The 12326-nt window shown below is 69.4% G+C and carries 10 protein-coding genes and 1 pseudogene; 3 read left to right on the top strand and 8 right to left on the bottom strand.

The features are described 5' to 3' along the window. Window positions 1–299 precede the first annotated feature (299 nt). From CHF15_RS38565 to CHF15_RS38545, 4 genes and pseudogenes are all read right to left on the bottom strand, one after another. On the bottom strand, window positions 300–608 hold the full coding sequence (locus CHF15_RS38565) for an ABC transporter substrate-binding protein (RefSeq protein WP_245939278.1): 309 nt from the start codon (window positions 606–608) through the stop codon (window positions 300–302). 50 nt (window positions 609–658) lie between these two features. Further along, window positions 659–1417: an SDR family NAD(P)-dependent oxidoreductase gene (locus CHF15_RS38560; RefSeq protein WP_089228607.1), complete on the bottom strand. Its 759-nt coding sequence runs from the start codon at window positions 1415–1417 to the stop codon at window positions 659–661. A 126-nt stretch (window positions 1418–1543) separates the two neighbouring features. Beyond that, complete coding sequence (locus tag CHF15_RS38555; RefSeq protein ID WP_220093382.1) at window positions 1544–1855, bottom strand: hypothetical protein; 312 nt, start codon at window positions 1853–1855, stop codon at window positions 1544–1546. 570 nt (window positions 1856–2425) lie between these two features. Beyond that, window positions 2426–2728, bottom strand: a pseudogene (locus CHF15_RS38545) (FAD-binding protein); the annotation flags it as partial. A gap of 80 nt (window positions 2729–2808) precedes the next feature. Between CHF15_RS38545 and CHF15_RS38540 the strand changes: the two are divergent. From CHF15_RS38540 to CHF15_RS38530, 3 genes are all read left to right on the top strand, one after another. Then, window positions 2809–3399, top strand: coding sequence for an XRE family transcriptional regulator (locus tag CHF15_RS38540; protein ID WP_089228605.1), 591 nt, complete (start codon window positions 2809–2811; stop codon window positions 3397–3399). Window positions 3400–3538: 139 nt separating this feature from the next. Further along, window positions 3539–4411, top strand: coding sequence for a class I SAM-dependent methyltransferase (locus CHF15_RS38535; RefSeq protein ID WP_089228604.1), 873 nt, complete (start codon window positions 3539–3541; stop codon window positions 4409–4411). A 456-nt stretch (window positions 4412–4867) separates the two neighbouring features. After that, window positions 4868–6010, top strand: a complete 1143-nt coding sequence (locus CHF15_RS38530; RefSeq protein WP_089228603.1) for an LLM class flavin-dependent oxidoreductase — start codon at window positions 4868–4870, stop codon at window positions 6008–6010. A gap of 718 nt (window positions 6011–6728) precedes the next feature. Here the strand turns inward: CHF15_RS38530 and CHF15_RS38525 are convergent. The 4 genes from CHF15_RS38525 to CHF15_RS38510 all read right to left on the bottom strand — a co-directional run bounded on the left by CHF15_RS38525 (window position 6729) and on the right by CHF15_RS38510 (window position 12172). Beyond that, window positions 6729–7328 (bottom strand): SMI1/KNR4 family protein, encoded by a 600-nt coding sequence (locus CHF15_RS38525; protein ID WP_143681728.1) that lies wholly within the window; start codon window positions 7326–7328, stop codon window positions 6729–6731. A gap of 455 nt (window positions 7329–7783) precedes the next feature. Continuing rightward, window positions 7784–8239 carry an SsgA family sporulation/cell division regulator gene (locus CHF15_RS38520; RefSeq protein WP_089228601.1) on the bottom strand — a complete coding sequence of 152 codons (456 nt, stop codon included), beginning with the start codon at window positions 8237–8239 and terminating at the stop codon, window positions 7784–7786. Between the two features lie 350 nt (window positions 8240–8589). Beyond that, complete coding sequence (locus CHF15_RS38515) at window positions 8590–9309, bottom strand: alpha/beta fold hydrolase (RefSeq protein ID WP_179280155.1); 720 nt, start codon at window positions 9307–9309, stop codon at window positions 8590–8592. 82 nt (window positions 9310–9391) lie between these two features. Next, entirely contained in the window at window positions 9392–12172 is a 2781-nt protein-coding gene (locus tag CHF15_RS38510; protein WP_245939277.1) for an ATP-binding protein, read from the bottom strand. Window positions 12173–12326 lie beyond the last annotated feature (154 nt).

Here is a 12326-nt window from a genome sequence, read left to right as displayed (position 1 = left end):
GCCCGCGACGACGTCGCGGCCCACCGAAGCCACGGCACGCGGCTGCCTGCCGCAGGCCTCGGAAGACGGTGGTCGTGAATTCGGACGGCCCACAGGCCCTCCGGCGTGGTGGAGGCCATGTTCGCGTCTTCACCACGTTCTGCCGAGGAAGCCTGGGGCTTCAGGACTTTGTTGGCGGATTCGGTGCGGTCAGGCAGCCAGTTCGAGTCCGAGGCGGGCGAGGCGGCTGATGTGGGTGGTGCCGATGGGAGTTTCGGTCCACCAGGCGTCGAGGCGGTGGAGGTTGAGTCCGGCGGCGATCAGCATGGCCGCCGGCCGGCCAGGTCGGCCAGGGACGCCAGGCCCGGGCGGGCGAGGAACCAGAACAACGGATGGTCGGTGTTGACGTGCAGCGCGACCCAGGGCGTGCCCTCGGTCAACCGTGAGAGCAGCGCCCGCCCGAGCCCGATGGTGGCGCAGCGGCGCAGCCGCTCCTCGTCCCAGGTGCACCCGTCGCGCAGCGCGACATGGACATTTTCCTCGGCGTAGTGGCCCTCCTGATCGGCGATGTACGCCACCAGTTCCTCGTGCAGGCCTCGCCCGACGTACGCGAGATCGATGGTGTGCATGTACGCCCTTCCGTGGTCGATCACTGGCTGCGTGCACGCGAGCGGCCGCGTCACTGCATGGACACCCCGCCGTCGACCGCGGCTGTGGTGCCCGTCATGAAGGCGTTGTCCTCGTCGGCGTAGAAGGCGACCGCCTGGGCGACGTCAGCCGGGTGGGCGAGACGGCCCAGGGGAGTGGCGGCCACCTGCCGCTGCTTGAGTGCGTCGTCCAGGACGTGCTGCGACATGCGGGTCTCCTCCACCGGGCCCGGGGCGACGACGTTGACGGTGATGCCCTGCGGGCCCAGCTCCTGGGCGAGGTAGCGGGCGAACTGCTCCAGTGCGGCCTTGGCCGTACCCAGCGCGATCATGCCCTCCCGGGGCCGGCGGCTGAGGCCGGTGCCGAGGTAGACGATGCGGCCCCACCGCTGCCCGGTCATGGCGGGCAGGACGGCCTTCGTGACCGTGAACGCCGCGTGCATCTCGGAGTCGAGCTTGCCGCCGAGTTCTTCCCACGTCATGTCCTGGAACGACGCGACCGCATAGGGGATGAGCGCGTTGTGCACGAGGACGTCGACGCCGCCCCATGCCGCGGACACCCGTTCGACCATGCGCTCGACGGCCGCTGTTTCGCGTACGTCGGCCTGCACGGCCATGGCCTGGCCGCCGGCGGCCGCGATGGCGGCCACGACCTCCGCGGCCGCCTTGTCGCTGCGGAGGTAGTTGACCACCACGCGCATCCCGCGTGCGGCCAGGAGACGCGCGATCGCGGCCCCGATCCCGCTGCTGCCCCCCGTCACCAATGCCACCCTGCCGGTCGCCCCAGTCATGGGCCCACTCCTCCTCGTTGTGACGGACAGACGGAACGACCGCCCGGGCTATTCCTCGGGGTTGCCTGGTCGGCCGCGGGGGACCGCCCGGCGGATTGCGGTGCCGGCGTCCCGCGCTGCGGCGGGTCACCAGTTGGGCCCGCACAGCATGAGGACGTCCGCGGCCGGGACTCGCTCGTGCAGTTCCGGCCAGGCGTCACTGGCCCAGCCGTATTCCGTCATGTCCGGCCAGACTCCCGTCGCGATGTCGTGGTCGACCGCGCGGACCGTCTCCACCTGCACGCCGTGGCCGCGCATGATGCCCGCGCTCAGCTCGATGAGCCCGTCGGTGTTGCTGATCTCGAGTGACGGCTTCAGCGTCGTGTTGACGAGCATGGCGCGCAGTCCTTCGGACTGCGGTATCTGCGCCCCGGGCGCGGTCATCTGGTCAGCCGCCACCTATTCCTCCCAGCGTGTGTCCTGTCCGCAGGGCGCCCCGGCGCCCGGTTCGGGGCGATGCCTCTTCCTGGAGGCTCACCCACGTAGGACGGGCGGGCAACCCGAAAGTTGGCACCCCGGCTACGGTCCCGCCCGGCCGACGCGACCGCCGAGCCGGCCGCACCAGTGTTGCGGTGGTGGTGAAGGCGGCCCATCGCGTCCACCAGCACCGCACAACTCAACCGCACCGCGGTGGCCGCGTACTCGGCAGCCGCCTCCCTGCTGATGCTTCTCCGCCTGGCCTGCTCGCGAACTGTCCGGCGCAGCGGCACGCCGCATTGGAGTCAGGCTCCGGGCGCATGATTGGAGGCAGCGCGCAATGGGCGGGTGTCCGCGACGGCCGAAGAGGAACGTCGTGCCCGCGATGTTCGGAAGCGCTGCCGCACGTGTCAGGGAAAGCGCAGGTCAGCCGGTCCTGACACGGAATCGACAGGGCGCCCGGGTTGCCCGTGTGCCGGGCGGCCGGTCATGTCAGCTGGTTGCGTTCCAGAGGGAAGAAGGTGACCTGGTGCAAGCCGCTCTGCCGTCGACCGGGTCGGCCGCCTCGGCGGAGGCGACCTCGCCGAAGACGATCCGGCCGCCGTACTGGCGCACCTGCCTCCGGCCACGCTGGAGGATCTCGGGCGGCGGGGTGTTGTCCAGGACGATGAAGCCGTGCATGGCCTCGGGGGGTGCGTTGCGCGGGGTACCGCTGTCGATCACGACGACCGAGCGGCGCGAACGTGCGAGCATGAGCGCGCCGTTCAGGCCGGCCGCACCGCCGCCGATCACTACGACGTCCACCGTCCCGCCGGGCCAGGTGTCGCTGTCGTAGTCGGAGGTCTGCGCAGACATGTCGCGCCCTTTCGTACGTGCCCCAACGTGCCGAACATCTGCCTAAGCCCGCCATGCTGCTGGCACATACAATGTTGCCTATGACGCAAGAAGATGGCGCGCTGGACAGCCTCGTACGCAAACGGATCCGCGCCCTGCGCGTCGCTCAGGGTTGGTCGCTGGAGGAACTGGCCAGGCGGGCCAACCTCAGTCAGTCCTCGCTGAGCCGGATCGAGAACGGCCGGCGCCGCCTCGCCCTGGACCAGCTCGTCACGCTTGCCCGCGCTCTGGACACCACCCTGGACCAGCTCGTGGAGAACGCCGCCGATGACGTCGTCATCAGCCCGATGATCGACGGCGCTCACGGCCTCATGCGCTGGCCGGTGAAGGGCGACCCCGGCATGACCGTCACGCGGCAGCGGATGACCGAACCGCCACCTGACAACCCCGCCCGCATGCGCGCCCATCCCGGCCGGGAATGGCTCGTCGTGCTCTCCGGCACCGCCGTCCTGATGCTGGGTCACCGCCGCTTCCGCATCGAGGCCAACCAGGCCGCGGAGTTCCCCACGATGATGCCGCACGCCATCGGCGCCGAGGGCGGGCCGTGCGAGATCATGGGGATCTTCGACCGCGACGCCCGCCGCGGCCACCAGCGCTCCGCCGACGAGAACGGCGAAGACGACGGCGCGTAAGGCCCCTGCGAGTAGCGCCCACGGTACGGGGCCCTCGCGCGAGGGATGATGTTGCGTGGTGGGCAGCGTATCCAGCGACCTGCTTGCGTAATCGGCAAGAGGTCGTGCGATTGGCGCATGCGCTGTCTACGGTGGCGTCATGACCCCAGGACACGAGCACAGCCCCCAGCACGGTTCGCACGGCCACCGCCACGAGCAGCATGACGACAGCGGCCAGGCGGAGATCCTCGAGCTGGACGCCGAGGTCCTCGCCGAGCAGATCGCGGAGATCACCGCCTGGCTGCCGCTGAAGTCCGAGCCGCGCCAGATCGCGGACCTGGGCAGTGGCACCGGGGCGGGCACCTTCGCCCTCCTCGACCGTTTTCCCGACGCCCACGTCACCGCGGTCGACGCCTCCGCCGGCCACCTGCAGCTGCTGCGGGAGAAGGCGTGCGCCCGCGGCGTGCGGGACCGGGTGAGCACCGTTCAGGCCGACCTCGACTCCGACCGCTGGCCCGACCTCGGCACTCCCGATCTGGTGTGGGCCTCCGCGTCGATGCACCACATGGCCCACCCCGAGCGCGCCTTGCGCAGCGTGCACGAACTCCTCGCGCCAGGCGGCCTGTTCGCCGTCGTCGAGCTGGACGGCTTCCCCCGCTTCCTGCCGGCCGACGCCCCCGCAGAGCGGCCCGGCCTCGAAGACCGCGCGCACGCCGCGACCGACAGCTTCCACGCCGAGCACGTACCCCACCGCGGCGCCGACTGGGGACCGATGCTCACCGCCGCCGGTTTCGGCGTCGAGGACGAGCGCACCATCACCGTGAACATCGAAGGCGCACGCACCGAGGCCATCGGCCGCTACGCCCTGGGGAGCCTGCAGCGCATCCGCAGCGTTGCCGCCCCCGCCCTCAGCGCCGAGGACCTCACCGCTCTCGACGCGCTCCTGGACGCCGATGATCCGAACAGCGTCCTCCGCCGCGACGACCTCGCTGTACGCACCAAGCGCACTGTCTGGGCCGCCCGCCGCGCCTGAATTCGAAGGCCACCATCAGGCCGCGCCGGAAGGACGCCGGATCGAGGTGGAACGACTCACCACGCGTCGCTGGTGGGCGCGGGGTGGGCAGTCGGCATCGCCGCGGACTCGCCGGAGCCGAGGCGTCCTGGCGGAACGCCTCCTGCGGAGCGAGGGGTCGGCACGCCGGGGTGAGGGACGTGCCCTGCTCCGAAACGCGGCGCGCACCGTGCGGGCCCGCCGTACGGGCCCTCACCTTCGGCGCGGCGTTGGTCACGCGTCGGCACGGTTGATTTCGGGACGCCGGTTTCGGAGCCCGCGAAACGAACTTGCGAGTCCGGTTATGTTAGCCTCAAGCGGACCTCGGGGTCCGGATCGGTGGAGCGGTGGAGCGCAAGGGCTTCGGCGCTCATCGCACTCCGGAAGCCGCGGGTCTTGACCGTCCACCCAGGTGCCGCAATCGGCGTGCATGTGCCAATGACGTCTGGAGTTCTTGTGACCAGCCCAAACCCCGGCGACCAGCCGACTTCGCCGACCCATTCGAAGTCCGGGGGAGCCGGTGATTCCGCGGATGTCGTAGCACGGGGCAGCAGCCCGGTTCCCCTCTCCGTCCTCGACCTCACGGTGATGGGAGAGCACGGAAGCCCGGCCGAGGCGTTGCAGCACACCGCCGCTCTCGCGCAGGACGCCGAACGCTGGGGCTACCAGCGTTTCTGGGTGGCGGAGCACCACAGCTTCCCCGCTTCCGCCAGCCCCGCTCCGGCGGTGCTTCTGTCCCACCTGGCACACGTCACCAGCACCATACGGCTGGGCTCAGGCGGAGTGATGCTGACCAACCACCGGCCGTTGGTCGTCGCCGAACAGTTCGGCGTGCTCGACGCGTTCCACCCGGGCCGGATCGATCTGGGCGTCGGGCGGAACCCGGGCGGCCTGCCCGAGGTCATGCAGGCTCTCGGCCGCGAGGCGGACGACACCCGCACTCCGGCGTTCGACGCGCAGGTCGACGAGCTGCGCCGCTTCCTGCAGAACGACTTCCCCGACGGCCACCCGTACTCCGGCGACCGCGTGCACGTCGTGCCTGCGGCTCCGAACCTCCCCCTGTGGGTCCTCGGCTCGGGGACGACCGGCGCCGAAGCGGCCGCACGGCTCGGCCTCCCCTTTGCCGCGGCCTACCACATCAACCCCCTACAGGCTCTGAAGGCCGTCGACCTGTACCGCGCGGCCTTCTGCCCCTCCGAGGCACTCGCCTCCCCTCGCATCATGGTCTCGGTGAACGTCGTCTGTGCTCCCACCGAACAGGACGCCGTGCGGATCGCCAAGTCAGGGGCCTTGATGCTGATGCTGGCGCGGCAAGGCAGGCAGACCGAGCTCCCCTCGCCCTCGACGGCGGAGACCTACCCGTACACCTCGGAGGACAAGGAGTTCGTGGAGCGCTGGATGGACTCGGTTGTCTGCGGGACTCCCAGCACCGTCCGCGCACGGCTGCAGGACCTGCACGGACGCACGGGCGCGGACGAACTGATGCTGAGCTCGTTGATCCACGACTTCGACGCCCGCCGGCGCTCCTACTCCCTCGTGGCCGACGCGTTCGGCATGAAGCACCCCAACGCCGAGTCCTGAGCCGCACGGACCGCCGGAGGCGGCGAAGAGGACACCGCCTCCGGCGCCACCAGCGACAACAACAGTCCCGCCCGCACGGCCGTACATCGGACGCCCCCCTGTAAGCCGGTGGCGGATAGGCATGCGGTCACACGTTGTGGCTGGGGCGGTCGGCTCTGGGACTTCAGCCAGCCACTTTGGCGCGAGCCTCGAAGATCGTGGCGCCAACGTCGTGCTTTACCGGGCAGGTCCACGGACTGCCCGACACGTCGGAAGCCTGCGGGGCCATGATCACTCGCGCCGAAGCAGTTCCGGGTCCAAGTCGCTGCGCCGCCCGCTCGTGCGCCTGCTGGACCGAAAGCCCTAGGTCTTGCCTCGTCACGCGGAGTCAAACCAGGGCTTGTTGGCGGCCCAGTGTTTAACCCACCCAACGAATCCCGGCTCGGCCGTCGTGAACCCGAACTCGGCTCCGAACGGAGTGGCGCCTTCCCCGGCGATCCACCAGACGTGTTTCCTCCGACGGCTCTGAGTCGTTGTCTTCCCACAGCCACTGCGAGGTGAGGGGGAAGGGCCGGCTCAGATCACCTTGGCGGCGAGTTGACGTGCCACAGTCGTGCCAGGTGAGGCGGTGCCGAACGGGGAGTCACGGGGAACAGCGGTGACGGGACCGCGATGCCGCAGGTGGCGTCCGCCCAGGTGGTGCGCGCTCCTGAGCCTCAGTCTTCCAACCTGGTGCACTTCACAGCTTCGGAGGGCCCTCAGCGCCCCAGGGGTCGATCCGCGATTGCCTGTATCGCTTGACGTCACGGTCGTGGAAGAAGCGCGCCCCGGCATAACGGAGTTCGAAGGTCCAGTGCTCGGTGATGTCCCGGGCCGCGAAGCGGCACAGCAGCTCGACCATGCCGCAGTCGAAGTGGGACCAGCACTCAGGCTCCGCCCAGTGCCGGCGCCAGATCACCGTCCGCCACTTGTTGGGGTCCGGCGAGTCCGCCCGCCAGCACAGCAGGTCGGCGTCCACGGTAAAACCCCAGCCGATGAGCAGTTCGGGCGCATCGTACTCCAGCTCTTCGGCTGTCAGCTCGGCATCCGCTGTTACCCCTTCAACGTTGGCACCGGGATCGTTGGGATACACCTCGGACACAGGCGGAACCACTCCAAGGAAATCGTCGAAGAGGCCCTCACCGTAGACGCGCATGAACTCCTTGTAGTCGTCAGGAAACCCACGCGGATACCGCTCGGTCAGACCGTCCCAGTCCAGGACGTTGCCTCCTGCGGCCGGTGGGGTGACCAAAGAAGTGAGACAGGCCAGGGGGCCGCCCGGTTCGGGTTGCTGTTGCATGGAGTCTCCGTTGCTGACCACGTCGCCGACGTTCACCCCGGCCGTTCAGTAGGTGTTGTACACCGTCATGGTGTCCGGGAGTCCGGCTCCCCTCCTGCAACCAGAGCATCGAATGACATCCACGCGTGATGTCAACGGCGGCGGACGACCGCACCGCAAGGGCACTTCCGGCAGCTCCAACTACAACACCTGGGTCTTCGGGAGCAGTGCAGGCACGGTTACCGGATCGAACCTACAAGGCGGTGGTCCTGCGTGTGGGAGGCAGTGCTTCCCGCGCAGGCGGCCGCGTACAGGCCGCCCGGTGTCGGATCGTTATGTAGGACGGAGCCCGGTACCGATCCGGCTGGCTGGCTGGTGGACGGTGGGCGGCGTGTGAGCGGGTTGGGACGCTGACGAAGAGACCTTTCCCGGCGTGCGTCGCCTTGTGGGCGGCTCTTCTTCGCGGAGCGGGGCCGTCAGTTCTCTCGTATGAGGGCGGCGAGGGCTGTGGTCCAGTCGATGTGATCGAATTCTGCGCCGTGAGGGACCAGTTGGAATGTCTTCTCGAGCCATTTCTGCAGTTGCGCGAGGTCCATCTCGAAGAGGCTCGACATGTCCTGTACTTCAAGCTTCAGGAGCACCACCCGGCGGGCACGGACACGTGAGGGCCACACCCGCACGTCCCCGATTCCGCTGGGTTCTGCCGTTCCCTCGAGGAGTACGTCACGCGAGACTGTCCAGTGGACAACGGAGCCTTCCGGCGTGTGCAGGGCCAGCGAAACGACGAGGGGGTCGGTCTCGTCATAGCGGAACTCGGCCTCGTGGGGGATGCGGAACGAGGGCGAGAGGATCCTGTCGGCACGCAAGCGCAGTGACCTCATGCGGCGTACGGATGGCTTGCGCGTCGGGAAGTGCGGTTGCTGGTATGGCATGGGAAGGCCCCTTTCGAACTGCCGGTTACTTCTCCACTGTGGCTCGGGGGACACCGACCGGGCATCGGTAACCCGACCAGGCTCATGGCTTAGGCGCGGAGTCGAAATGCGCGGCACCGGGGTGAAATGACTGGGGTGATGCCTGTGAGAGATCTACCTTTTCTGCCGGTTTCGGCGTACGCGCGCCAGGGCCAGTTGCGCGGTCATCCTCGCAAGACGGCTCTGTCCGGATGGGCTCCGGCGGTCGCCCTCGGGGTCCGTCGTTCGTTTGTGTCGTGGGGAGTTGAGCCCTGCGCGGATCAATTGCGGGGTCCGGCCACGGGCGCCTGCCGGATCGCAGGTGCAGGTGGCTACCGCTGCGGCGGCTGGGGGACGAGTTGCTGTCGGAGGATGCGGGCGAGTTCGGCCGGCTTTGAGAGGAAGGGGCTGTGCCCGGATTGCAGCCGTACGGTGCGCTGTGCGTGGGTGGCCATGGCTTCCTGGAGTGGCAGCGGGATGGCCAGGTCGTGCTCGCACAGGATGTAGGTGCTGGGTATGGTGCGCCAGGCGGCCTGGGTGAGGGGCTGGGTGACCGAGGCCAGGGACTGGTGGCTGAGTCTGGCGGCGGCCTGTTGTGCCAGGTGCGGTTCGACGTCGCTGTACAGGACGTGCGAGGCCTGGGCCGCTTCGAAGTAGCCGTGGTCGGCGTGGCCCTGGGGCTCCTCGTGCACGTCCCAGTAGGGCGGATAGGCACCGCCGACCAGCGACAGGACGGAGTCGCCGACGTCCTGCATCAGGGCGCTGAGGTAGATGACGCGTTCGACGTTGCCGGCTGCCGCGGCGGCTTCGGTGACAGGGCATCCCCCGTAGGAGTGCCCGAGCAGCACGGTCGGTCCCCCGACGTCGGCGATGGCCTTGGCCACCATTTCCGCGTCGTCGTACAGGCCGCCCAAAGCTGCGGGGTCCTGTCCGCTGCTGGGCAGGGCGACGGTACGTACGTCGAGACCGGGGAGCTGCTCGATCAGCGGCTGCCAGCACCAGGTGCCGTGCCAGGCGCCGTGGACCAGGACGAGGGTGGGGGGTGTGCTCACGTGCTGGGTCTTTCTGAAGCGAAGTGGCAGTGCCTCGCTGCTTGCTGCCGGGGTGGTGGGAGGAGGCAGAGGGCGGCGGGGGTCAGGATTCGAGGGCGTCGCGGAGCATGTTTCGGGAGGTGATGCCCAGCTTGGGATAGATCTGATAGAGGTGGGCGCCCACGGTGCGGTGGGAGAGGAACAGGCGTTCGGCAATCTGCTTGTTGGTCAGGCCCGAGGCCGCCAACCGGGCTATCTCCAGTTCCTGGGGGGTGAGGGTGTGGGGTGTGACGGTGCCGGGCCGCCGCTTGGCGGAGCCGGCGGCGCGTAGTTCGGTCTCGGCACGCTCGGTCCAGGGAAGGGCTCCCAGGCGCTGGAAGGCGGACAGTGCTGCTGCCAGTGGTGTCCTGGATTCGGTGGTGGCCCTGATGCGCCGCAGCCGCTCGCCGTGGGCGAGTTGGACGCGGGCGTAGTCGAACGTCCACCGCTGTGCGCCGGGGACCTGGAGGGCGTGGGCGAACAGGTCGATGGCCTGGTCGTCGTCGGAGGTGCTCAGGGCGGTGCAGGCCTGGGTGAGCAGAGCGTGCCGTGAGGAGAGTCCGGCGATGCCGGCTTCCCGCATCGCGGCGGCGTGGGCGGCGGCCTCGGTGTGCCGGTTGGTTCGCATGGCCGCCTCGACCAGGTCCATCGTCGCCCACAGCGCGTGCGGGGCGTGCGAGGCGAGGTGGCCGGCGGGGCTGATGGCGGTGGCGTGCTCGTATGCGCCTGCGAAGTCACCGCGGCCCAGGGCGGCCAGTCCTGCGGCGTGGTGCGCGTAGTGCGCGGCGCCGAACGCTTTGCGGCGCGTCGCCCAGTGGATGATCCTCCCGGTGAGCGCGTCCGCGCTGTCGGCCTCGCCGGTGGCGGCGGCGAGGAGGGCTTTGGCGTAATGGAAGTACCAGGTGAAGCCTGTGTAGTCATGGGTATCGCACAACTGGACCCCCTCTTCCGCGAGTTGGGCTGCTTCGTCCCACATCCCGGTGAGGTAGTCGTCCAGCGTGAGGTGGATCAGGCCGGCCATGTGCCGGCGGGCCGGGCCCCCGTCTCGTCCCATGCGGACCAGGCGCCACTGTGCTTCTCGGACGTCTCCGAGGCGGTCGGCGTACAGGGCTGCCGAGCCGATTCGCTGGAGTTGGACCGGGTCGGTGACCTCGGTCAGCTGTGCTGTCAGGGCGTTGAGTTCCTGCAAGGCCCGGGCTCCTGTGCGGGCGGGGTCGGAGAAGGTTTTGGCCAGCGCGGACAGCACCGGCGGGGCTGTGGGCGTCAGCTTGTCCAGAGCGCGGTGGTACGGCTGCCACAGCTCGGACCGGGCGCCGAAGAAGCACACCAGGGCGAGGGTGTGCAGAGCGTCGATGAGTGCCTTGTCCGCGCAGTCGTATCCGTGGGTTCCGGCTTCGATCGCGTCGACCAGCAGGGTGTGTGCGGTGTCGACGTCGCTGTCGCTGTTCAGGATGAGAACCGCGGCGGCCGCCGCCGAGTGAAGTGAGCTCTCGGAGTCGGTGGCCGTGTGCCGTGCGTCGTCCAGGAGTCTTTGGGCGCTGGGCAGTGACCCGGTGGCCTCGGCGCCGATGTAGGCGGCGGTGGCGAGGCGGCGGCTGCGGCCGGCTCCGGGCGGTGTGAGGTCCGCGGCCTGGATCAGGGTGCGCATGCCGCCTACGGCGTCGCCGCGGCGCAGCGTGATGCGCGCCGCGTCTTCCAGCAGGACGGCGACGCTCTCGTCCGGCTCCAAGGTGGCCTCGCCCAGGTGCCAGGCCCGGCGTTCGGGCTGGTCCACCAGTACCTGGGCCAGTGCCGTGTGGACCGCTCGCCGCTGGCTGCTGGTGGAGTTCTCCACGACGGCCGAGCGGATGAGGGGGTGGCGGAACCTCAGGCGCCGTGCGCCCTCGTCGATGGAGACCAGTTGGTTACGTTCGGCGGGTCCCAGGTCTTCCAGGTCGTAGCCGTCATCGGTCTGTCGCGAGGCCGCCTGCAGGACGCCGAGGTCCCCGACGCCTTCCAGTGCCGCAAGCAGCAACAGCCGCTGGGAGGGCTGCGGCAGCCCGGTGATGCGGGAACCGAACAGCGCTTCGAGACGTCGACTAAGCGGCAGTACGGCCGGGGCGCCGTCGCCTGCCGGCCCTCGCGTGGTCGGCAGTGCGGACGGCAGTTCCAGCAAGGCGAGCGGATTACCGCACGCGACGGTCATCAGGCGTCGGCGGGCGCTGGGGACCAGGTGGGGCGAAGTGTGGGCGACCAGGCGGGCAGACGACTCCTCGCACAACGGCTGCAGCCGGTATTCGGGCAGGGCACCGCAGTCGTTCGCGGTGTGAGCCCCGGAACGTGAGGCGGCGAGAAAGCTCACTCCGATGCCGGCCGCCCTTCGTGCGACGAAGCCCAAGGCGGCCGCACTGGCCTGGTCCAGCCAGGGCAGGTCGTCGACCACCAACAGAAGCGGGTCTCCTGCCGCAACCGTCCGCAGCAGGAGCAGCACGGCGTTGGAGACCATCAGCGTTTGGGGCGGTGAGCCGCTTTCGAAGCCGAGCGCGATGCGCAGGGCGTCGCGGAAGGGCACCTCCAGATTCTCGAGCTCGCACTGGAAGGGAAACAGGATCTGGTTGAGACCCGAGTAACTGCAGTTCGCCTCGAACTCCACGCCGGCGGCTCGCAGCACCCGGGCACCTTCGGCGTGGGCTGCCGCCGCGACGGCGTCGAGCACCGCTGTTTTCCCGACCCCGGCATCTCCTGAGACCAGCAGTGCTCCGCCTCCGGTGCCAAGACCCGCCAGCTCGCGGATCGCCTGCAGCTCGCGGTCCCGACCGATCAGCGCATTGGCCGTATCGCGCTGGGAAGAGTCACTACCGATCACTGCGTGCTTCCATTTCTTTCCGTGAGCCAGGGGATGGGCAGGGAGCCGGGCCACCTGACGGCGCCCGGCTCAGGAGGCGACATGTAGCGCCTGGATGAAGGGGGTGCCTCGGCGAGACCGGTTGACCGTGCCGGCCGAAGTCGTCGACGGCCGG

Source organism: Actinacidiphila glaucinigra (genome assembly GCF_900188405.1).
In the GTDB taxonomy this organism is placed as follows: Bacteria; Actinomycetota; Actinomycetes; order Streptomycetales; family Streptomycetaceae; genus Actinacidiphila; species Actinacidiphila glaucinigra.
The sequence above is the reverse complement of the archived record's forward strand: the minus strand, read 5'-3'. Positions and strand labels throughout refer to the sequence as shown.